Source organism: Paenibacillus koleovorans NBRC 103111, from assembly GCF_004000845.1.
Lineage (GTDB): Bacteria > Bacillota > Bacilli > Paenibacillales > NBRC-103111 > Paenibacillus_AA > Paenibacillus_AA koleovorans.
On sequence record NZ_BIMA01000026.1, the window covers coordinates 32726 to 54922 of the forward strand.

At 56.0% G+C, this 22197-nt stretch carries 22 protein-coding genes and 1 other RNA gene; 19 read left to right on the top strand and 4 right to left on the bottom strand.

The genetic code is table 11. The annotated features are described in order from the left end of the window. Positions 1 to 3 precede the first annotated feature (3 nt). An RNA gene (rnpB, locus tag PKO02S_RS11220) (RNase P RNA component class A) lies at positions 4 to 419 on the top strand. Between the two features lie 140 nt (positions 420 to 559). Here the strand turns inward: rnpB and PKO02S_RS11225 are convergent. Continuing rightward, positions 560 to 2410, bottom strand: a complete 1851-nt coding sequence (locus PKO02S_RS11225) for a S8 family peptidase (RefSeq protein ID WP_246066930.1) — start codon at positions 2408 to 2410, stop codon at positions 560 to 562. Between the two features lie 214 nt (positions 2411 to 2624). Here PKO02S_RS11225 and PKO02S_RS11230 point away from each other — a divergent pair, with 214 nt between their 5' ends. The 14 genes from PKO02S_RS11230 to PKO02S_RS11295 all read left to right on the top strand — a co-directional run bounded on the left by PKO02S_RS11230 (position 2625) and on the right by PKO02S_RS11295 (position 14249). After that, positions 2625 to 3125 carry a YpuI family protein gene (locus PKO02S_RS11230; protein ID WP_127582689.1) on the top strand — a complete coding sequence of 167 codons (501 nt, stop codon included), beginning with the start codon at positions 2625 to 2627 and terminating at the stop codon, positions 3123 to 3125. Positions 3126 to 4196: 1071 nt separating this feature from the next. After that, positions 4197 to 4415: a DUF1540 domain-containing protein gene (locus PKO02S_RS11235; RefSeq protein ID WP_127582692.1), complete on the top strand. Its 219-nt coding sequence runs from the start codon at positions 4197 to 4199 to the stop codon at positions 4413 to 4415. A gap of 16 nt (positions 4416 to 4431) precedes the next feature. Beyond that, positions 4432 to 4848: a hypothetical protein gene (locus tag PKO02S_RS11240; protein WP_127582695.1), complete on the top strand. Its 417-nt coding sequence runs from the start codon at positions 4432 to 4434 to the stop codon at positions 4846 to 4848. A 121-nt stretch (positions 4849 to 4969) separates the two neighbouring features. Beyond that, complete coding sequence (locus tag PKO02S_RS11245; RefSeq protein WP_127582698.1) at positions 4970 to 5626, top strand: lytic transglycosylase domain-containing protein; 657 nt, start codon at positions 4970 to 4972, stop codon at positions 5624 to 5626. Between the two features lie 152 nt (positions 5627 to 5778). Beyond that, on the top strand, positions 5779 to 6927 hold the full coding sequence (locus PKO02S_RS11250) for a cysteine desulfurase family protein (protein ID WP_127582700.1): 1149 nt from the start codon (positions 5779 to 5781) through the stop codon (positions 6925 to 6927). Further along, positions 6924 to 8126, top strand: a complete 1203-nt coding sequence (thiI, locus tag PKO02S_RS11255) for a tRNA uracil 4-sulfurtransferase ThiI (RefSeq protein ID WP_127582702.1) — start codon at positions 6924 to 6926, stop codon at positions 8124 to 8126. The genes PKO02S_RS11250 and thiI overlap by 4 nt, the downstream gene beginning before the upstream one ends. Positions 8127 to 8247: 121 nt before the next feature. Further along, positions 8248 to 8889, top strand: a complete 642-nt coding sequence (locus tag PKO02S_RS11260) for a TerC family protein (RefSeq protein WP_127582775.1) — start codon at positions 8248 to 8250, stop codon at positions 8887 to 8889. Positions 8890 to 8991: 102 nt separating this feature from the next. Further along, positions 8992 to 9474 (top strand): hypothetical protein, encoded by a 483-nt coding sequence (locus PKO02S_RS11265; protein ID WP_127582704.1) that lies wholly within the window; start codon positions 8992 to 8994, stop codon positions 9472 to 9474. Positions 9475 to 9641: 167 nt separating this feature from the next. Continuing rightward, a complete protein-coding gene (typA, locus tag PKO02S_RS11270) occupies positions 9642 to 11483 on the top strand; it encodes a translational GTPase TypA (protein ID WP_127582706.1) in 1842 nt (613 codons plus the stop codon). Positions 11484 to 11570: 87 nt separating this feature from the next. Further along, positions 11571 to 11861, top strand: a complete 291-nt coding sequence (locus PKO02S_RS11275) for a YlaH-like family protein (RefSeq protein ID WP_127582708.1) — start codon at positions 11571 to 11573, stop codon at positions 11859 to 11861. Between the two features lie 23 nt (positions 11862 to 11884). Then, positions 11885 to 12346: a hypothetical protein gene (locus PKO02S_RS11280; RefSeq protein ID WP_127582710.1), complete on the top strand. Its 462-nt coding sequence runs from the start codon at positions 11885 to 11887 to the stop codon at positions 12344 to 12346. Then, positions 12343 to 12621, top strand: coding sequence for a hypothetical protein (locus PKO02S_RS11285; protein ID WP_127582712.1), 279 nt, complete (start codon positions 12343 to 12345; stop codon positions 12619 to 12621). Before PKO02S_RS11280 ends, PKO02S_RS11285 begins: the two co-directional genes overlap by 4 nt. A 22-nt stretch (positions 12622 to 12643) precedes the next feature. Further along, positions 12644 to 13663 (top strand): LCP family protein, encoded by a 1020-nt coding sequence (locus PKO02S_RS11290; protein ID WP_246066933.1) that lies wholly within the window; start codon positions 12644 to 12646, stop codon positions 13661 to 13663. A gap of 133 nt (positions 13664 to 13796) precedes the next feature. Further along, positions 13797 to 14249, top strand: a complete 453-nt coding sequence (locus PKO02S_RS11295; RefSeq protein WP_127582714.1) for a pyridoxamine 5'-phosphate oxidase family protein — start codon at positions 13797 to 13799, stop codon at positions 14247 to 14249. Between the two features lie 42 nt (positions 14250 to 14291). Here the strand turns inward: PKO02S_RS11295 and PKO02S_RS11300 are convergent, their stop codons facing one another. After that, the gene (locus PKO02S_RS11300; RefSeq protein WP_127582716.1) at positions 14292 to 14861 is read right to left on the bottom strand and encodes a YhcN/YlaJ family sporulation lipoprotein; all 570 of its coding nucleotides are present in this window, start codon (positions 14859 to 14861) and stop codon (positions 14292 to 14294) included. 98 nt (positions 14862 to 14959) lie between these two features. Between PKO02S_RS11300 and PKO02S_RS11305 the strand changes: the two genes are divergently transcribed. Together PKO02S_RS11305 and PKO02S_RS11310 are read left to right on the top strand one after the other, a co-directional pair. Beyond that, the gene (locus tag PKO02S_RS11305) at positions 14960 to 16291 is read left to right on the top strand and encodes a PhoH family protein (protein ID WP_127582718.1); all 1332 of its coding nucleotides are present in this window, start codon (positions 14960 to 14962) and stop codon (positions 16289 to 16291) included. A gap of 88 nt (positions 16292 to 16379) precedes the next feature. Further along, entirely contained in the window at positions 16380 to 17654 is a 1275-nt protein-coding gene (locus PKO02S_RS11310) for an AGE family epimerase/isomerase (protein ID WP_127582720.1), read from the top strand. 248 nt (positions 17655 to 17902) lie between these two features. Here PKO02S_RS11310 and PKO02S_RS11315 read toward each other — a convergent pair whose 3' ends face one another. Then, positions 17903 to 19201 carry an alpha-glucosidase/alpha-galactosidase gene (locus PKO02S_RS11315; protein WP_127582722.1) on the bottom strand — a complete coding sequence of 433 codons (1299 nt, stop codon included), beginning with the start codon at positions 19199 to 19201 and terminating at the stop codon, positions 17903 to 17905. 149 nt (positions 19202 to 19350) lie between these two features. Here PKO02S_RS11315 and PKO02S_RS11320 point away from each other — a divergent pair, with 149 nt between their 5' ends. After that, positions 19351 to 20223, top strand: coding sequence for an AraC family transcriptional regulator (locus tag PKO02S_RS11320; RefSeq protein WP_127582724.1), 873 nt, complete (start codon positions 19351 to 19353; stop codon positions 20221 to 20223). Positions 20224 to 20240: 17 nt separating this feature from the next. On the opposite strand, the gene PKO02S_RS11325 is transcribed toward PKO02S_RS11320, so the two are convergent. After that, positions 20241 to 20723, bottom strand: a complete 483-nt coding sequence (locus PKO02S_RS11325; protein WP_127582726.1) for a hypothetical protein — start codon at positions 20721 to 20723, stop codon at positions 20241 to 20243. A gap of 151 nt (positions 20724 to 20874) precedes the next feature. Between PKO02S_RS11325 and PKO02S_RS11330 the strand changes: the two genes are divergently transcribed. After that, the gene (locus PKO02S_RS11330) at positions 20875 to 22197 is read left to right on the top strand and encodes an extracellular solute-binding protein (RefSeq protein ID WP_127582728.1); all 1323 of its coding nucleotides are present in this window, start codon (positions 20875 to 20877) and stop codon (positions 22195 to 22197) included.

Genomic DNA, 22197 nt, shown 5'->3' on the forward strand with positions numbered 1-22197 from the left:
CGGAAAGCTTGACAGACAATCGCCGGTGCGTCAGCACGGGAGGAAAGTCCGGGCTCCATAGGGCAGGATGCTGGATAACGTCCAGTCAGCGCGAGCTGAAGGATAGTGCCACAGAAATGGACCGCCGATGGCTCGTCCCCTCGGGGGCGAGATCAGGCAAGGATGGAACCGTGGTGTAAGAGACCACGAGGGGCTATGGCGACATACTCCCTGGTAAACCCCATCTGGAGCAAGACCTAAGAGAACGCCGCAGGCTTCGCGCCTGCAGCCTTTGCCCGAGGCGCGTTCGGGTTGGTCGCTTGAGCCTGCCAGTAATGGCTGGCCTAGATAGATGATTGTCGCTTCAATGGTGGGAGGGGTCTGTGGTCCCCGCTACGACCACTGGAAGCACAGAACCCGGCTTACGGCAAGCTTTCCGTCGTACCACAACCGAATCTTCTACAATGCAGCAAGCCTCCGGTCGGAAGACCGGAGGCTTTTGAATGTTGCAGCTGCTGTCTGACCCGACGCATTCGCAGGCAGGGCAGGGCAGGGCGGGGCGGTTTCGACTGACTGGCGGCTATTGCACGCTCCTATACTTCTCCGCAATTCGCGAAAGCTTGCGGTCCAGCAAGTTCGGCATCGAGGAGAGCGACTCGGCATTTGCGCTCGCCATCTCCAATGCCCGCGCCACATCGATTTGACCGTAGCCGAAGTAGTTGTCTTTCCCTTGCGTGCCCAGATCGGAGGCTGACCGGCGCATGATGTCCATCACTTCCGTGTTTTTCAGGAGCGGATTAACGGATCGAATCAGAGCGGCCAACGCGGTCACATGCGGACTTGCCATCGAAGTGCCCGACAGAGCCGCGTATTGATTGTGCGGATACGTGCTCGCGATGTTGACCCCGGGCGCCGCCACATCGATATAGTCTCCATAATTGGAGAACGAGGCTTTCTGCTTGTTGCTGTCGGTGGCGGCTACGGCGAACACTTCCGGGTATGCGGCCGGGTAGCCCGGACGATCGGTGTTGTCGTTGCCGCTCGCAGCGATGAGCACGACGTCGCGATCGTACGCATATTTGACCGCGTCATGCAGGAATTTCGCTTCCGCATAGTTGCCCAAGCTCATGTTGATCACTTTGGCACCGTGATCGGTCGCCCAGATGATGCCTTGCGCTACGGCATACGTGCTGCCTGCGCCTGTGGAGTCGAGCACTTTGACCGGCAATATTTTATTGAACCAAGTCATGCCCGCCACGCCTTCGCTGTTGTTCACTAGCGCGGAGATGACCCCCGCCACATGCGACCCATGACCGACATCGTCTTGAGGAGGCGTTCCCACTGTCACAACATTGTACCCTTCCAGCAGCTGCGACTTCAGATCGGAATGGGTCAGATCGACGCCGGTATCGATGACCGCCACGATCACATCCGTGTTGCCTTTGTTAATCGTCCAGCCCGGAAGCGTATTGATCGCCGGCAAGTTCCATTGGTACTTTTTATACAGCACATCGTTCGGCTCCGCTGCAGATACCGTGTCGTTCGTCATATATAGAAAATGCGGCTCCACATAGAGGACATCCCATTTTTTGAAATAAGCCATCAGCTGCTTCGCTTCCATTGAGGACGATTGGAAAATATACGTATATCCCAGCTTGCGCACGTCTACGGCCCCGATTTCAGTCCTGATTGTATTCAAATCCGCTTCGCTCGGATCGGTGTTAAATTTGACGACCACTTGGTTGACGTGATAATGGCTTGTGCCTTCATTGTCTTCGGGATGATCGACTTTGACGTCGCGCAGTGTATTGGAATCGACCGATTCAATCTTGAATCGTTTGTCGCTTGGGTATGGAACCATCCGCAAATTTTTGCGCTGTTCGATCGCGACCTGATGCAGCAAGTCTTGATGAATGACGCCGACCAGCGAGTCCGTTCCCCCTTCCCCCGGCATCCCTATTACAAAATACGTCTCGTCACCCGATCCAATGGCTTGCGACTGGTAGGTAGTACCGTTTGCTGCGTTTTGTTTGGCCTGCTCCAGCAAGCCTTGGACCTCCGTCTCTACCGCTGCCGGTATTGTCCCTTCCCTGGCTGTCTGCATTCGCTCGCCACGCTTCCCGATCCACTCCAAGTAATGCATATGCTCATGCTCCTGCTGAAGCGCGGTCAGGCTGCTCTTGACATCGGCGGGCGACACCGTTTTTAATTGACGAAGCGCCGCCTGAAAATCAAGCGTGCATTGCGAACGGCATAATTCATCGGTTAGCTGCACATCCTGCTTCAGCATGGACTGTTTGATTTGCAATTCTTGATCGGGCGGAGGATTCGAATGATCGTCCCCATGGTTCCCCGGCTGGTGGTTCATCGCGGCAAACAGTAATACGGCGCATACGCCTGCTCCTGCTGCCCAAGCTGTCCATTTTCGCATAAGGTCCTCCCATCGGCTTTCGCCGCTTGTCTTTACTGTTAAGGTGGGGCAGCGGCAAGACGATTTATGCATGACGGTCGGACAGTTAGGAATGGATTCATGAATTTGCAAGCAGGATAAGCTTACTTTTCGATTGAAATTATGGTACGATGGAAGTAATGCACCAAAGACAAACGGAAGTTGGTTCATGGCGACACGGAGGAGGGTCAACGATATGGTCATGCATCAAGTGAAAAATTTATGTGAAACATCTCGGACGAAATTAAAAGAAGCCATCGCGAAGATGGAACTTTTCTTGAATCATTACAGCTTGACCCAGTTGAGCATGGAGAACGATCCGGCGATGGAAGAATTTTACCGGGGGTATTTGTCGGATACGCGGCATTTGCTCGTCTTCTGTGAAGTGGCTTACGAGAAGCTGGGCATGAACTTGCGCCGTCCGCATTTCAATGAGGATTACGCGGAGAAGGTGTTGTACGACGTTTACCATAATTGCGTCAACGGGTTTTATTATCCGAAGAACGAATGTTATTCCGAGGACGGCCGTTATGCTTATACCGGTCAGGATGCGATCCGTTTCCGGAAAAAGCCTTCCCGCGAGGCGCGCAATTTGACGATCGAGCTTTCCAAAATTTTCGAGGAGCTTCGCGAGGACCTGTCCTACTATGAGACGGATTACATGACGCAGCGCCGCATGCAAGGCGATCGGATGTAGCGGTATGTAAGGTGGCCCCGGACCTAATGGTTCGGGGTTTTTCAACATTATTGGTGGTTTTAGTGCTTTACAGCAATAAATGGTAAGAGGGACGCTTGCGAAGCGTGGCTGGGGGGATTCAGCATCCATGGTGCCATCTCGCGGCATCGGTGTCGCTAGTCCGACTTTTTCGGACTGCGTGGCGGGGGCGAAGATTGAGGCGGTCTCTAGTCCGAGTTTTCCCATTTGCAGAGCCGTTTCCGCATGCTCCCACTGGAAAACGCCGCTCTAATTCGGCCGATTCGGACTACAGAGCTTTTCCGGTCGGTGAGGCGCGCGGTAGTCCGAGTTTTTCGGACTGGGGAGCAAGGGTACAGCAGCCAAATTGCTCGAGAATACTAGCAGGTATAGCTGATTGCGGGAAATTGGTGGACAGGGACGAGCATGGATCATTCTGGGGACGGTTTTTTTCAAAAAAACGTAACGCCAAGAACCCAAGTAGAACCGAAGAGGGCAGGAAGAGGGTGTGGAGAAGCGAAGGTCCGTCTTTGAATGGTGGCCCAACAACGACTAAACTTCACAATCCAAGGGCCATGCTTTCAAACAAAGGTCGGAACCCCTCTTCCTGTCCCAATGCTGTCAGGTTAGCGACTCCAACAGCGGCGAGTATGCGGACCATACGGCCCTTATTTGTGAACAAAATGGCTAGTTTACGGGATAAGCGGACATACGATGCGTTATTAGGGCCAAAAGTGAGGTTTTGAGGGGGCGAAAGGGCAAATAAGCGCATCTGTGTCCGCCAATCCAACCCTCAAGCTACTTTAGAATGAAATATCAAGGGCTTCCGTGTCCGCTCCGAGCTCGGCCTGAAGCAACTCCCCACCCCCTTCCCATCAAATAGCTCCATCCACTAAGCAGAGCGAGCGTGCTTATTGTCCTTAACCTGACAACATTGCTTCCTGTCCTCCCTAAGCACCAAATTAACAACTTCGCCAGAGGACCGTCCGTATTTCTTATTTTCTGCGCTGCCAATCGTTCCTTCGGATACCCGGCTCCCCGGGAGGGCAACTTGTAACTGGGGGTGATCGACGAATGGCAAAGCCAATCGTAAAATGCAGCGTATCGAACTGCTCCTTCTGGGGCGAGAGCAATCAATGCAGAGCCGACGCCATCATGATCGAAATTGACCAACATGCGAACGCCAACTACAACGCGGAGTTCGCTGGGGAAGGGTTCGATTCGGAGCATCAGGATGTAGCGGACAAATCGTCCAGCACTTGCTGCCATACGTTCAAGCCCAAAAAGCACTAAAGAAGGAGGGATCGACGTGGCAGATTTCGAAAATCGCGAAGGCTACGAAGCGCAGGACTTCTCCGATCAGGAGCGGGCTCGCAACTGGGAGCGGCAGCGCATCTGGGATGTAGAGCAGCGGCATAACGAGGAGTTCGCGACCGATTTCGCCCCGGAGCCGGTGTGGATGGCGCGACGCCATGCGGAGACGGCCGATGAGGACGGATATTCAACTTCTTCGTCGTCGCAATCCGGCAGCCGGACATGGGGCTGGGTCGCCTTGGCTTGCTCGTTGCTGGCGCTGTTCGTCTGGCCGGTTTGGCTGGGCGGGGCGGCGGTCGTGCTCGGTCTTATCGCTTTTATGCGCGGCGCGCGTGCGCTTGGCGGTTGGTCGATTCTCATCGGAGGCATCGCCATCCTCGCGTTTGTGGTTCTAATTCCTTATTATGCCTAGATTAGTTTCGAGGCCGCTCCTGATGGGGCGGTTTTTTTCCTATTCAAAAATCCCTGTTCAAATCCGATAAAGGAAGTGTACAATAGGGAGTGGAAAAGCATGGAGAACGGAGCGAACGCAAATGAACGGGATCGACCCCAGATATTTGAAGCAGCTGCTGCAGGCGCAGTTGAAGCCGGACCTCGACGGGATGCTGGCGAACAAGCCTGCATCGGAAGGCGGATTTGACTTCGCCGGGATGCTGAGCACTCTCTTGGAGACAATGGACGAGAGCAATGCCGCGAAGTCCACAGCAACGACAGCCGCCGAGCAGCCGCTTGGTTTGCAGCGCCTGGCGTACATGCTGCCGCAGCTCAGCAAGACGACGGCAACCAATGACTTCGACGCAATCGTTGAGCAAGCGTCACTCAAATACGGAGTCGATGCGGCATTGATCCATTCCGTCATCCAAGCGGAATCCGGCTACCGCCCGAATGTCGTTTCGTCCGCAGGCGCCAAAGGGCTCATGCAGCTGATGGATGGCACGGCGAAGTCATTAGGGGTGTCGGATTCGTTCGATCCGATTCAGAACGTCGAGGGCGGCACCAAATATTTGGCCTCGCTCTTGCAGCGATATAACGGCAACGCAGCGATGGCGCTCGCCGCCTACAATGCCGGACCGGGCCGCGTAGATGCGCTTGGCGTCCGCAACGACGAACAGTTGAAGGCCAAATTGACCCAGCTGCCGCTGGAAACGCAGAAGTATGTAGCTAAAATTTTAGGCGCCCTCCAGCCGTAGGACCGAAGATGGGGGTTGCATTTAGAACGAATCATGAGGTACGATCAGGGATGGCTTGTTTTCCGCTGACACGCGGAGCAATCAAGACTCTCCTGATCGTACTTTTTGCTTATTCCCTATAGAGCCAGGTCATACTAGAGGAGGCAACAGGCATGACCTTATATTTCGACCATTGTGCGACAACTCCCCCGTTCGAAGAAGTAGTGGAAGCGATGACCGAAGTGATGCAACGCTATTATGGCAATCCTTCATCGATTCATCACATCGGGATGGAAGCGGAGCGTATGGTAGTGCGCGCGCGCGCGCTAATCGCCCAATTGCTCGGTGTGAAGTCCTCGGAAATCGTGTTCACCTCCGGTGGAACCGAGAGCAATAACTTGGCGGTGAAAGGCGCCGCCTTCCAATACGCGTCCAGAGGGCGGCATCTGATTACGACGGAGCTCGAGCATGCATCGGTTTATGAAGCGTGCAAGCAGCTGGAAACGTTCGGGTACGAAGTGACCTACCTGCGTCCCGATGCGGAAGGCCGAATCCGTCCGGAGGACGTGGAGGCCGCCTTGCGCGAAGATACGACTCTAGTCAGCATCATGCACGTCAACAACGAAGTAGGGGCGATCCAGCCGATCCGAGAAATCGGACAGCTGCTGAAGGGTCGTCCTCGTACTTTATTCCACGTGGATGCGGTGCAAGGATTCGCCAAGCTGCCGCTTGAGCCGGCGCAATGGGGCATCGATCTCCTGTCCGTCTCGGCGCACAAGCTGAGAGGGCCCAAAGGCATCGGCTTCCTGTACCGTCGTCACGGCGTCCAGCTCCAACCGCTGCTGGCGGGAGGGGGACAAGAGCATGGCATACGCTCCGGCACGGAAAATGTCCCCGCCATCGTAGGAATGGCGAAAGCGGTGCGGATGAGCATGGAGCGCCGCGAGCAAGCCGAGGCCAAGCTGCGCGCGCTGCGCGCGCGCTTCCTGAACCGGCTTGCCAGCCCTCCTAGCATCCGCGTGAACGGATCGCCTGAGCCGGAGCGAATGGCGCCGCATATCGTGCACATATCCGTCCCGGGCATTCGTTCGGAGATCATCGTGCATGCGCTCGAGAAGCAGGAGCTGTTTATCTCCACCAAATCCGCCTGCTCGTCCGGCGAGATGGAGCCAAGCCGCGTGCTCTTGGCGATGGGGCTCGACCGGGCGGCCGCGTCTAGCGGGCTGCGCGTCAGCTTCTCGTCCGATCATACGGTCCAGGAGGCGGACCGGCTCGCGGACGCGCTCATTCAGGCTATAGAGGAGTTGGCCCGACTGTCATGAACAAGCAGCTTATTCTTCTCCGACTAGGAGAATTAACATTGAAGGGGCGCAATCGCCATCGCTTCGAGGCGCAAGTGCTCCAGCAGCTGAAGCGGGTGCTGCAGCCGTATCCGGCCGTAACGATCCGCCAGGAGTTCGGCCGTGTCTACTTGGAGCTCGGAGGCGAGCCGCTGAACGCGATTCGGGCCGAGCTGCTCAAGGTGTTCGGACTGCACTCGTTCAGCCCGGCGATTCGCTGCGGGCTGGAGCTGCCGGAGATGGAGGCGGCGGTGCTGCTGGCGATGGCGGATCTGCCTCAACCGCCGAAATCGTTCAAGATCAGCACCCGCCGCGTGAACAAGAGCATTCCGCTCGACACGTATGAGCTGAACCGCTTCTTCGGCGGCGCGGTACTGCGTGAATATGAAGGGCTCACAGTCGATGTGCACAATCCGGAGCTAGAGATCCGCGTGGAGATTCGAGAGAAGGAAACGCTGGTCTTCTCGGAGGTGCAGCCGGGTCCCGGCGGTTTCCCGCTCGGCAGCAACGGCCGTGCGATGCTGATGCTCTCCGGCGGCATCGACAGTCCGGTTGCCGGCTGGCTCGCCATGCGCAAAGGGCTGCGGATCGAAGCCGTTCATTTCCACAGCTATCCGTTCACGAGCGAACGAGCGAAGGAGAAGGTCATCGAGCTGACGCGAATATTGGCGGGGTATGCCGGCAAAATTACGATTCATCTCGTCCCCTTCACCGATATTCAGACGAGACTCAAGCAGGAGTGCAGGGAAAATCTGATCATCACATTGATGAGACGGGCGATGTTCCGGATTACGGAGCAGCTGGCCGGTCAGAGAGCGGCGCATGCGATCGTAACGGGCGAGAGTCTCGGTCAAGTGGCCAGCCAGACGCTGCCTAGCCTTCATGTGATCGGACAAGCCGCGACGTTGCCTTTGCTGCGTCCGCTCATCACGATGGACAAGGAAGAGATCATTACCATTGCAGCTCGAATCGGAACATTGCCGGTATCGAACTTGCCCTACGAGGATTGCTGCACCTTGTTCGTACCGAAAAACCCGTCGACGAATCCGAATTTGAACGTAGTCGTACGGCAGGAGCAGTGGATGCCTTGGCTGGAGGAAGCGATCCGGACGGCAGTGGAGAACACGGAAAAGCTGTTTATTTATCCCAATCAGGCCGAAGAAACCGATTATTTATTTTGATTTTGATTTTTGATTTTGATGAAACCGATGTGAAATTGGCTCGTAAGTAATAAGTTGTACAAATGAAATAGGTTTCCGGGAGGTCTTTTTCGTGGAATGGTTTTTACTGTTCTTGCAAATTATGCTCATTAATATCGTACTAAGCGGAGATAACGCGGTCGTCATCGCGCTTGCCAGTAAAAATTTGCCAATCAATCAGCGCAAACAAGCGATCTGGTGGGGAGCGTTCGGGGCAATCGCGCTGCGGCTCATTCTGACGGTCGTTGCCGTGACGCTGCTGAAGGTTCCTTACATTCAAGCAATAGGTTCGCTGCTCCTGCTCTACATAGCTATCAAGCTGTTGATCGACGATGATGGGCATGCCAATGTGAAGGAAGCTTCCTCGCTCGGCAAGGCAATCTGGACGATCATCATCGCCGACTTCGTCATGAGCCTAGATAACGTGCTGGCAATTGCAGCCAAGGCGGAAGGCGACATCACGGTTATCATCCTCGGGATCGCGCTCAGCGTGCCGATTATCGTATGGGGCAGTACGCTCGTTATGAAGATGCTTCATAAATTCCCGATTCTCGTTTATTTGGGCGCTGGTATTCTCGGCTACACTGCAGGTGAAATGTTCGTCAGCGACGCCAAGATGGATGAGTTTTTGCTTCACGGCAATCACACTACCCACTGGTTGATTCCTGTCCTTACTACGTTGGTCGTCATCGGTACCGGTGTCATCAAAAAAATGGGACCTGGCGGCGGCAGACCCGCCCACTAATTGGCGGCAAGCGATACTCTAGCAATTTTTGTCTCTTTTCGATAGAATAGTACTAGTTATGTCGGTTTATGGACAAGCGCTATTCATTCGGGAGGGACGCAAATGGCTAACAACCGTTATTCCATCGGACTCATCATCGTTGCTTTAGGGATCGTCCTGTTGCTCGGCAAGCTGGGCATCATCGGATTTTTCTGGGGCCTGCTCTGGCCCGTATTCATTCTCGCACCAGGCGTTATTCTCCATATGCTGTTTTTCGGAAGAATGCTTCCGTCGGCGGTACTTATTCCGGGCGGCATCCTGGTGACCATCTCGATATTATTTTTATTTTGCAATGTTTTCGGATGGTCCTCCATGCAATATTTGTGGCCGGTCTTTCCTTTCTCGGTAGCTGTGGGGCTTTACGAATACTACTTGTTCGACAAACACAGACCGCGGGAAGCGTTCACGGCCGCCCTTATCTTGGCGATCATTTCCGCTTTCTTCTTCGGATTGACGTTGCTGTTCACGGTCGGCATCTACTTGATTGCCGTCGTACTGATCATCGGCGGAGTCGTACTTCTCCGTAGATCGCGCAAGCTCTGGTAATCGCCGCGCTGAAGCGTCAGGCCGGTAACTTGCGAAGTGTCGAATTTCGCGGTAAAATAACAGAAGTGTGTCTAGCGTCGGCGCGTCGGCCGGCGCTTCTTTGTTGATCGAGAATGAAAGCAGTATGAAAATAGAGAGAAAACTACCATTATGAGGGGATTGAAACCATGCACGCCAGACAAAACATTCGCAACATCGCCATTATCGCGCACGTCGACCATGGCAAAACAACGTTAGTGGACAAACTGCTTCAACAATCCGGTACATTCCGGGAAAATGAGCAAATCGTAGAACGCGCGATGGACTCGAACGATTTGGAGCGCGAGCGCGGCATTACGATTCTCGCCAAGAACACGGCCGTCCATTATATGGACTACTTGATCAACATTGTGGATACGCCGGGACATGCCGACTTCGGCGGCGAAGTGGAGCGTATTATGAAGATGGTGGACGGCGTTCTGCTCGTCGTCGACGCCTTCGAAGGCTGTATGCCGCAGACGAAATTCGTGCTGCGCAAGGCGCTTGAGCAAAACTTGACGCCCATCGTCGTTGTGAACAAAATCGACCGTCCGCATGCACGCCCGGCTGAAGTCGTTGATGAAGTGCTCGATCTATTCATCGAGCTCGGCGCGAATGACAACCAGCTGGACTTCCCTGTCGTATATGCTTCGGCTCTGAATGGGACGTCGAGTACGGACCCGGAGAAGCAGGACGACAACATGCAGGCGTTGTACGAAATGATCGTGAACCATATTCCGCATCCGACCGAAGACACGGAGCAGCCGCTCCAATTCCTCGTGACGCTGATGGACTACAACGAGTACTTGGGCCGGATCGGCATCGGCCGGGTGAACCGCGGACAAATCCGTCAAGGCCAAGTGGTTGCCGTCATGACTCGCGAAGGCGGGATCAAACAAGGCCGCATCGAGAAGCTGTTCGGATTCCAGGGGCTGAAGCGGATCGAGATCGAAGAGGCCGGCGCAGGCGATATTATCGCGATTGCCGGCATCAAGGAAATCAACATCGGAGAAACATTGGCCGATCCGGCCAATCCGGAAGCATTGCCGGTGCTCAAGATCGATGAGCCGACGCTCCAGATGACGTTCCTCGTGAACAACAGCCCGTTCGCCGGCAAGGAAGGCAAGTGGGTCACATCCCGCAAGCTGCGCGAGCGGCTGTTCAAGGAGATCGAGACGGATGTCAGCTTGCGCGTCGACGAGACCGACAGCCCGGACGCCTTCATCGTCTCCGGTCGCGGCGAGCTGCATTTGGGCATTCTGATCGAGAATATGCGTCGGGAAGGCTTCGAGCTGCAAGTGTCCAAACCGGAGGTCATCATCAAGGATATCGACGGCGTCAAGATGGAGCCGCTCGAGCGGCTGCTGATCGACGTGCCGGAGGACAGCATGGGCGCGGTTATGGAGAGCTTGGGCACGCGTAAAGCGGAGATGCTCAACATGACGAACAACGGTACCGGGCAAGTGCGTCTTGAATTCCTTATACCGGCACGCGGGTTGATCGGCTACAACACGTTCTTCCTGACATTGACCCGCGGCTACGGCGTGATGAACCACGCGTTCGACAGCTACGGCCCTTACGCAGGTGCAGGCGTTGGCGGCCGCCATCAAGGCGTGCTCGTCTCGATGGAGTCGGGGTCGGCAACGGCTTACGGTATTCTCTCGATCGAGGACCGCGGCATCCTGTTCGTCCACCCAGGCACTGAAGTGTACGAGGGGATGATCGTCGGCGAGCATACGCGCGACAACGACATCGTCGTGAACATTTGCAAGGAGAAGCAATTGACCAACATGCGCGCCTCCAGCAAGGACGAAACCGTGAAGATCAAGACGCCGCGCTCCTACTCGCTGGAGCAGGCGCTGGAATATTTGAACGACGACGAATATTGCGAAGTGACGCCGAAATCGATTCGTCTGCGCAAAAAAATATTGAACAAAAGCGACCGCGAGCGCGCCGAGAAGCATCGCAAGATGGCGGAAGCGAGCGTATAAGGCATCACCCGGCTGCACAGCTCCGGGACGGATCGCACGATTCGTCCCGGGCCCTTGCGGCCGTTCCATTATCGGAGGGATGAGACAATGCAAAGCTGGTTGGCCGAACATTTGTGGATTACCTATATTCTGATTTTCGTGTTCCTCGTTTATATTTATAACAAGGTATTTCGCACCCGAAGACTGCCGGTTCTCAAGGCGGTGCTGTTCTACATACTGATGGCGGTCGGCGCATTTATTTTGCTGCTGTTCCAGGTTGATCTCGAGCTTCCGATCGTCCTGTGCCTGGGCGTCGCCGTCGGGCTCATGCTGATGCTGCGCATCCGGTATTGGGTGGAAGAGCGGCAAAAACGCCAATCCGACAAACCAAGCAACTGATGCCGATTCGAGGAGGAAGCGGGATGACCGTTTACTGGCTCACGCCGGTCGATCGACTACAACCGTTCGTGTTGGGCGCGGATCGAATAAGCTGTGCGCATGGTGACCGACTTGACGAGTTCTGCGGGCGGCTCAAGCGTATCCATCCGCGACTTCTCATGCCGTACAAGGCGGAATTGCTGCCGGGGGATCCGGGTTCATCCGAGCAGGACTCCGCCGAAGCGGACCGTTGCGGGATGGACCGGGTCCCTTTTGCGTTATCGGACACAGGTCCGATCCGTTTCGACGGCCCCGCCTATGGGCTGTCCGAATGCGCGCAAGCGATGGTGGAACGGTTAGTGGATTCATCAACAGCATACAAGCTATTGCAGGACCATAACCCGATTTTTCACGATCCGGTCCAAAACGTATGGTTAGCCAAGATCCGACAGTGGTTACTAGAGGGCAAGCCGGTACTGTTGATCAGAGAGGAGGGGCGCCGATGAATATGCGAGATGCGTTGTACAATTGGCTGCAGATGAGAATCGTGCTGCAGGAGCGGCCGGATGACTCGGCGGCGGCAGAAACGCTCCGTTTTTTCGAGGAAATCATTAAGGAAGACCACCAGGTAGTAAAGTACGAAATCGACAACACCGGCCCGGGCGATCGGCATTACGTGGTTCGCTATGAGAAGGACGGCGACATCCATGCGGAGAAATACGACAAAGAAACGGCCGAGCAGCTGCTGCAAGAAATTATGGACAATCCCAAATACAATTAATGGATGAAGGGGGGAGTACCTCATGACCCCAGTTCCGACAACCGGAACGACACCGATGTCCCCGCTTCCGCCGAGACGCCCTTCGAAGAAACCGAAGAAGAAGAAACGCCGTACCCATTGGCTATTGAAATCCTTTTTTACCGTATTTATGATCGTTGTACTGGGCGCACTAGGCTATGCGGGTTATTTGTATATGCAAATCGATAAAGCGATCCATAATGTAGGCACCGATGCGACGGTAGCACCTCCGCAATCGGCGAAAAAGAAGCCGCTCACGATCCTGCTCCTCGGAACGGACACGCGCGCCGAAACCGGCAGCTTGAACACCGATGTGATTATGGTCGCTTCGCTGAATCCGGAGAGCCGGTCGGCCTCGCTCGTTTCCATTCCTCGGGATACGAGAATCGCGATGAACGGCGTCAAGACGAACAAGGCTAATGCGTTCTATGCCAACTATATGGCGGCGGATAAGAAGACGGCGGATGCGAAGACGAAGGACTTATTCGGCAAATTTCTCGGCGTGAAGATCGACTATGTGGCCAAGCTGGATTTTCAAGGCTTCGAGGAAGTTGTGGACAAGTTCGGCGGCTTGACGATCAACGTCGATATGGATATGTGCTACAGGGACAATTTCGACGGCACGAACATCCGTTTGAAAAAAGGCGAGCAGCACCTGAATGGTCAAAAGACGCTTGATTTCGTCCGCTACCGAAAGTCGAACTGCGGGACGGCGGAATCGAACGATCTGGAGCGCAACGAACGGCAGCAGCAGGTCATCGACAAGCTGGCGGACAAGATGAAGTCCATAGAAGGCGTGCTGAAGCTGGGCCAAGTCATCGAGACGCTGGGTAATCATATGAAGACGGACATCCCGTCGGCACAAATCAAAACGTTCCTTGGGACATATATCGGGATAGATCGAGATAAAATAAATTATGTTCATCTGGAAGGCGACTGGCAAAGCCCTTACGTCATCCTGACGAACGATTCGATTCAAGCTGCGCAGGCGGCACTGCGGACAACGCTAGCCACGGGTTCCTGATTCCGGCGGCCGGTCCGGGTCCTCAGCCCTATGCCTGTCTGCAGTCTATGGTTGTTTGGCTCTTCTTTGTGGTATAATGGAGTCAAGCTTCCGACAATTGTTACTTCCGTCAGACTATCAGGAGGATGACAGTATGGCAGAAACAGTTACCGCTTTATCGGAGCCATTGATGAACCATTTTCAGAAGCAAAAGCTGGCGTTGCTCGGCACGATCGACGCGGATACCGGTGCGCCCAGTCAAAATGCGATTTCCTGGACGTATGCCGTCGCGCCGGACTGTGTTCGTTTCGCGGTGGACCAGAGGTCCCGAATCGTGGCGAATTTGCGCGGCAATCCGAGCGCTACGTTGACGGTGTTCGCCGAAGGGTCCGTCTTCGCGGTTTCGGGACGGGCGGCTGTGGCGGAAGAGCCGCTTGAGGGCGTACCCTTCAAGCTGGCCTGCGTCGATCTGACCGTCGAAGCGGTGCGAGATGTGATGTACTATGGCTCCCGTATTGCGGCAGAGCCTGAGGTTGAGAAATCGTATGACAAACGCGCGGCAGCCAAGCTGGACAATCAGGTGCTCGACGCCATGAAAAAAGCCTAGTTCCTTTGAACTGGGCTTTTCACGTCTTCGGAGGGGTTGTCCCTACATGTCCTTGTTGTTCAACTGCTTCCGGTCTTCCGACTCGGCCGGCGGGTTGTTCTGCGGCGTAATCGCCTTCGGCAGCTGCGGCACGATGCGCCCGATAATGTCGGCGACTTCTTCGGCGAAGCCGGCGATCGGACGTCCGCGGTCCATCTCTTCCCGCATTTCGCGGATGCGGCCGTTTAAGCCGAGATCGGCGGTGACGAAGGCGTGCACGCCGTACGGATCCTTAGCCAGCGCTTCCGCTACCGAATATTTGATGACGTCTACACGGGAACGCTCCAGGTTCGGATCCACGTCGATGCCGACGATGGCTGTATTGCCGAGAACTACGCATTTCGCGCCATGCACTTGAGGAATACTGGCCGCAAGCGCTTCGAGACGTGCTCTGACTTGCTTTTTGTCCTTGATTTCGGGTTTGTCGGGAACCGTCTGCTGCACTTTCACTTGGCCGACTCCGTCGTTCGGGCCATTGCTGCCCCAATCCTCCGAAGGAGCCGGTTGCGTACTCCCTTTTCCGCAGCCCGACAGTACCGCCGCCAACAGCACCATGATTATCCAATACCGCATCTGATCGCACTCCTGTCTCTCCTAGTTTGTACCGTTAGTTTGTCCGCCACGTTTGCAAATATGTAAGGTTGCCGACACCAAGCCGGGGAGGAACTCAAATGAAAAAAATTTACGTATTGGACACCAACGTGCTGCTCCAAGATCCAAATGCTATTTTTGCCTTTGAGGACAATGAGGTTATCATCCCTGCGATTGTGTTGGAAGAAATCGATTCGAAGAAGCGCAACGCCGACGAGATCGGGCGTAATGCGAGATACGCCTCGCGTCTGCTCGACGGACTGCGTACGAAAGGGCGGCTGCATGACGGGATTCAGCTGGAGCAAGGAGGCACGGTGAAGGTGGAGCTGAACCACCGCAGCTTCATCAAGATGCAGGAAGTGTTCTCCGAAATCACGAACGACAACCGCATTCTGGCGGTGGCGCTGAATTATCATACCGAGGAGCAGAACAAGTCGGAGCCTCGTCCGGTGACGCTGGTTACCAAGGACACGCTCGTACGGATTAAAGCCGATGTGCTCGGATTGAACGCCGAAGATTATTTGACCGACCGCATCGTATCGCTGAATGAAATGTACCCGGGGTACTTGACGCTTCATGTGCATCCCGGGATTATCGATAATTTCTACAACGCTCGTTTCTTGCCGGTATCGAGTCTCAATTTGTCATATGCGCTTCACCCTCACGAGTTTATTATTCTGAAGGATGAAATGGGAACGTCGAAGTCCGCCCTGCTCAAGGTGAGCGCCGACGTCAAGAAGCTGGAGCCGCTCTACCTGAGCAACGAGCCGATCTGGGGCATCGGTGCCCGCAACGTGCAGCAACGGATGGCGCTGGAGCTGCTGCTGAACGACGACATCCCGCTCGTCACCTTGACCGGCAAAGCCGGAACGGGCAAAACTTTGTTGACGCTCGCGGCAGGACTTATGAAGATCGAGGACGAACGTAAATACAAGAAGCTGCTGATTGCGAGACCCGTCGTTCCGATGGGCAAGGATATCGGCTATTTACCGGGGGAGAAGGATGAGAAGCTGCGTCCGTGGATGCAGCCGATCTATGACAACCTGGAGTTTCTGTTCGATACGAAAAAGCCGGGCGATATTGAGAAAATATTGGCGGGTATGGGCAGCATCCAAGTCGAAGCGCTCACCTATATTCGCGGGCGCTCGATACCAGGCCAATTCATCATTATCGACGAGGCGCAAAATTTATCGAAGCACGAAGTGAAGACGATCGTCTCTCGCGTAGGCGAAGGCAGCAAGATCGTACTCGTCGGCGATCCGGAGCAAATCGACCATCCCTATCTGGACTCTTCCAGCAACGGCCTCACTTATGTCGTGGAACGGTTCAAAAATCAGTCGCTGAGCGGCCATATCAATCTGGAGCGCGGCGAACGATCTCATCTGGCCCAGCTGGCTGCGGATTTGCTGTAGGCGGAAGGGATCGACGGAATGGGGTTTGCTTCGCTCGGACGATCGTCCGCTTCGTAGCTTCGTCATTCGTGGAGGGGTTCGAGAGCAGATGCAAGCCACATTTGATCGAAAAAAAGAACTGCTGTTCTATAAGGAGCATGTGGAGAAGCAATTGCTGCCGTTCTGGCACAAAGCGGTGGACGAACGTTATGGCGGGATGTTCACCTGCTTCTCCAACGATGGCACCGTCCAAGTAAGCCGGGACAAGTACACCTGGTCGCAAGGCCGCTACGTCTGGTTGTGGAGCCGCCTTGCGGACTGCTGCCGCCGCGGATTGTTCGAAGGCGATGCGGAGCGTTATTTGCGCCAGGCGGGGGAGGCGGTTCGTTTCCTGCAGGCGCATGGCGTGCTGGAGAGCGGCAATTGCGCCTTCCTGCTCGCGGAGGACGGCACCCCGAAGGAGCCGATTGCGGGCAAAGGGTACGACACGAGCTTCTTCGCCGACTGCTTCGTCGTGATGGGGGCGAGCGAATACGCTCGCGTGAGCGGCGAGGCGGAGGCGCTGGCGTGGGCGCTCGAGCGGTACGACTCGATCAGGAGGCGGCTGGAGGCGGGCACGCAGCGCAGTGAACCGTATCCGACGCCGGCAGGGCTCGAGGCGCATAGCGTGCCGATGATCATGCTGAACGTCGCGCAGGAGCTCGCCGCCGCTCTGGAGGCAGCCGGCCACTCGCGGGCAGGTGAGGTACGCGGTGACGCCGCTGCGTACATGGACCGGATTTTGACCGTGTTCGTGCAGCCGGACTATACGGTCGCGGAGCTTGTCGCCGTCGACGAGCGGCTGGACGATACGGTGCTGGCCCGCCATCTTAATCCGGGGCATGCGATCGAGTGCATGTGGTTCGTCCTTGCGGAGGCCAAGCGTCTCGGGCGGACGGATGCGGTTAAGGCCGCGGTAAATGTGACCAAGAAGGCGTTCGCTATGGGATGGGACGAGCAGTATGGCGGCCTGCTGCACTACGTGGATCGCGAAGGCGGAGCGCCGCAGGGCCGCGAGATCGGCGACGGCTTCGAGCGCAATGTCGTAGAGACTTGGGAGACGAAGCTGTGGTGGCCGCACTCGGAAGCGTTGTACACGCTGCTGCTGGCGGATGCGATGACCGGCTGCGATGACGCGGAGCTGCATCGGCTGTACGAGCTGACGCAGGCGTACACGTTCGCCACGTTCCCGCAGCCGGATCCGGCGATCGGCGAATGGATCCAAATCCGCGACCGCGCCGGCGAGCCGCTTACCAAAGTGGTCGCGCTGCCGGTCAAAGACCCGTACCACATCCTGCGCAACCTGATCCTCATCGTCGAGCTGCTGAACGAGCAACCCAAGTAACAACCCAAAAAACCTCTGGAGCCAGTAGTGGCGACCAGAGGTTTTGTTTTTTTATCTCTACCCACCACGACGATCGATAGTGGAACCGAGGAGGGCAGGATGAGGGAGTGGAGAAAGCGAAGCGTCCGCCTTTGTAAGCTTGGCCCAACCTCAGCAAAAATCCAAACTAAGGGCCAAGCTTACAACAGCGGTTCGGAACCCCTCATCCTGCCCTCCCCTGCACTACGAAAACTCCACGCACTAATTTATTATTTGAACTTCGGCAACCAATCCCCATGCGCATCGATCAGATCGTCGCACATCGCCACGATGTCGTCGATTGACAGCTCGGCGGAGGTGTGCGGATCGAGCATCGCCGCGTGGTAAATGTGCTCTTTCTTGAGCGTACGCGCCGCTTCGATTGTGAGCAGCTGCGTGTTGATGTTCGTCCGGTTCAATGCGGCCAGCTGCGGAGGCAGGTCGCCTACGTAGGTCGGCGTCACGCCGTTCGCATCGACGAAACAAGGGACTTCGACGCAAGCTTCCTTCGGCAGGTTGGTGATCAAGCCGGTGTTCATCACGTTGCCGCCGAGCTTGAACGGCTTGTTCGTCTCCATCGCCTCGAAAATATGCGACGCATATTCATGGCTGCGCTCATGCTTCAAGTTCACGTCACCTATGAGCTCCTCGCGCATCGTCTTCCATCTCTCGATCTGGCGGATACAACGGCGCGGATATTCGTCGAGCGGAATGTTGAAGCGCTCGATCAGCTCCGGATAGTTCCGCTTGATGAAGTACGGATGGTACTCGGCGTTATGCTCGGAAGACTCCGTCACATAGTAGCCGAAGCGAAGCATCAGCTCGAAGCGGACCATGTCCCTGTGCTGCTCCTTCTGCTTCTCGATCGCACGGCGTTTGATTTCCGGATACAGGTCGACGCCGTCCTTCGTCACCTCGAGCAGCCATGCCATATGGTTGATGCCCGCGATACGGCTCTTCACGCCGGTCGTATCGATGTCGAGCGCCTTGAACAGATGAGGCACGCACACTTGCACGCTGTGGCACAGACCGACCGTCTTGACGCCGCCGTCCGTGTTCATCACGTTCGTCAGTACGGCCATCGGGTTCGTGTAGTTCAGGAACCAGGCGTCCGGACACACTTCCTGGATGTCGCGGGCGAAGTCCAGCATGACGGGAATCGTCCGCAGGTTGCGGAAAATGCCGCCGATCCCAAGCGTATCGGCAATCGTCTGACGGAGGCCGTATTTCTTCGGAACTTCGAAGTCCGTAATCGTACATGGATCGTAGCCGCCCACTTGAATGGCGTTGACCACATACTTCGCCCCGCGAAGCGCTTCCTTGCGGTCCGAATACGCCTTGATGCGGCAGCCGCTGCCGCTAGTCGCTTGCAGATTGAGCAGCATTTGCTCGGAATCGCGCAGTCGCTCCGCGTTTATGTCGAACAAGGCGATCTCGAAATTTTGCAGCGCCGGTGTCAGCATGCAGTCGCCCAGCACGTTTTTCGCGAAAACCGTACTGCCAGCACCTAGAAATGTAATTTTGTCCATTGTCTGTACCCACTCCCTATCGAATGATTTCGTCTTAACTATACTACCGCCGACAGCGGCTGGACTATGGATGTTTGCGACGGCCATATGGACAAATGTAGTTTTTTTGATACGATAGGGAAAGGACGATAGAGAAGGGGAGAGGCGTTATGTCGCAGATGGGGAACTACGAGGTAGCGATTCAGCCAAGTCCTGGCAAAGGGGAGCTGGTCGTGCTGTTCGCCGGACAGGAGCAAAAGAAGCCTGCCATCCAAGTAGGACCGCAAGTGCGGGACTATTATTTGATCCACCATGTGCTGCGCGGAAAAGGGTCGTTTCAGTGCATGGGCAGCCGGTACGAGGTGGAAGCGGGGCAAAGCTTCGTCATTTTCCCTGGAGAGCTGATTCGCTATGATTCGGATGCCGAGGAGCCGTGGGCGTACCGGTGGGTGGCGTTCCGCGGATCGATGGCCGATCAGCTGCTGACGGCGGTCGGCCTCACGACGAGCCGTCCGGTAGCGACACCGGCCAACAGCCGCCGAACGGCCGCTCTGATCCTGCGGATGCTCACAGTCCTGTCGAACGCCGATCCGGGCTGTGAGCTGGAAAGCGGCGGCCTGCTGAGGCTAATGCTTGCCGAATTCGCCAAGGCTCACACGTCCTCGCAGCCGGCCGGCAAAGTGAACGCGAGTCCGATTGCCGAGCAAGTAGAACGGACCATTCAATGGCTTCGGCTTCAGTATGCCCAGCCGATCTCTATCCAGCAAATCTCGCAGGCACTTGGCTACCATCGAACGCATTTGTCCAAGATGTTCAAGCAGTACACCGGCATGGCGCCGATGCAATATTTGCTCAAAATCCGCATGGATCGGGCGAAATTGCTGCTTCAGGAGGAGCTTACGATCGAGCAGGTTGCGTCTTCCGTCGGATTCGCGGATGCGCTCTATTTCTCCAAACAATTCAAAAAATGGTTTGGCGTGACGCCAACGGACTTCCGCAACGGCGTAGAAGCGGAGGCAATGGAGTATAACGACTGTCCTTAATGTATAATTATTAATCCTTATTCCTCCGGGACCGAAATCCGCACCGTGCAGCCATATGCCCGAGCGATGCCGTGCATCAGCTCGCCCAAGCTCGAATCAGCAGCATAACAGGCCTCGCCATCCGTGCTCCAAGAGGCGATCAGATGCTCCTCCATTTGCGCAAGCGCTTGAGCGTTCCCATCGGGACCAATCGAGTCGAATACGAACCGGGCGGTGACAGCTTGCATAAGATAGCGGTTGCCGGACCGGCTTTCGAAGCCGTAATCCGTAAAACTCGGACGAACGTCCGCTCCATCCGGCAGCAGCAGCAAGCCGAACTCTTCGTACTCGAATTTGTAGTCTTGCATAAGCGCGCGGACCGCCTCAGCTTCCGGCTCGCCGGACACGATCAGCGTCTCTTTGTCGCGGTCGAACAGCGGAATATCCGCCAGCGCCTTGACGACTTGCGCATAATAGCCCGGCCGCTTGCCGTCCGGCAAATGCATTTCGATGCCGATCATAAGAGCTGTTTCCTCCGTCGTTTGGATATGAATGCTAGTTTATGCAAGCATAACACAAATATTTGTTCACGAATTCGACAATTTCATATACTATAGAGAATAGAATAAGACTTTGGAACTAGTCAATCGATAAGAGGAGTGAATCCGAGGCGTGAACGGCAAACGTTGGCTGTTGCTTGGTTCCCTGATTGGAGTTTCGGTGCTTTTGCTGTTTGGTGCTGGAAACGTTTTCAGATCCGGTGTGATCGATTCCGGCCCCGCGCAAGGTCGGCATCTCGCTGAACCGTCTCCCGAGCCGATGCAGGGCACACAGGAGCTCTCGATCCAGGTTTCGATGGAAGCGAGAGAGTTCGCGGCGTTACAGCAGCTTAAGCAGCAATTCCAGATGGGACATGCCAATTTATCGATTCAGCTCGAGAACGTCCCCCCGAGGCTTGCCTATAGCAAATGGAAAAAAGCGTCACAGCTCGGAGACGCACCGGACGTCCTGCTGCTCGACAACGTATGGACGACCGAATTCGCAGCGCTCGGCTATTTATTGCCCGTCGATTCGATGCTGACCGGCGAAGCGCTGGCGCAGCAGATGGAGCAGGCGGTCAATCAGGTGAAATGGAACGGTTACACGTGGGGCGTACCGAAGGATTTCGACATCTACGTCATTGTGTATAATACGAAGCGGCTCACGGAGCTCGGGCATGACAAACCTCCTGTCTCGGCCGACGAGCTGATCGCCTTACATACCGCCGCGTCCAAGCCGGACGAAGGCAAATACGGGCTTTACTGGGATTTCGAAGACACCTACGCTTTCGCTTCGCTGGTTCGGGCGATCGGAGGGAGCAAGCTGCACCCGAAGGCCGGACCGCTCGGCTTGACCGATCCGGCGGTGTCCAAAGCGGTCGAGACCTTAGTCGCTGCTTCGGCCGGTGCAGGGGAACTGAAAGGGCTTGCGAAGGCGTTCCCGTCCATGGCCGTTCAGCAGACGTGGAAGCCTTGGGAGCAGCTCGAGCAAGGCAAGATGGCGGCGATGCTGACGACGCTCTCCGATTACCGGCTGCACGCCAAGGACGGGCTTGCCATGACCGGGCTGCCGCTACCGAAGGGCGACGCCGTCTGGAAAAGCGGCTGGCTCACCGGTCGGAGCTTCGCCATCACGTCTAGGACGGATATGCCGAAGGAAGCGTACGAGTGGATTCGTGAAATGACGACGACGACCGCGAATATCCGGTTCTGGAGCGAAGGGTCGAAGCTGCCGACCGTCGTGAACAGCTATGCGGCGGGCGGCGTCAGCAGCGATGCGGCGGTGAAGGCGATCGCACCCTATCTCGAGAAGGACGATGCGCTTGCCAAGCCGCCTCAGCTGAGCCGTCAAGTACAGCAGCTGGCGACCGGCTTGAGCCGGGTGTGGAAGGGCGAGCTGACGTGGAAGGCCGCAGCCGAGCAGACGGAGGAACTGTGGGCCGGCGGTGCCCGATAG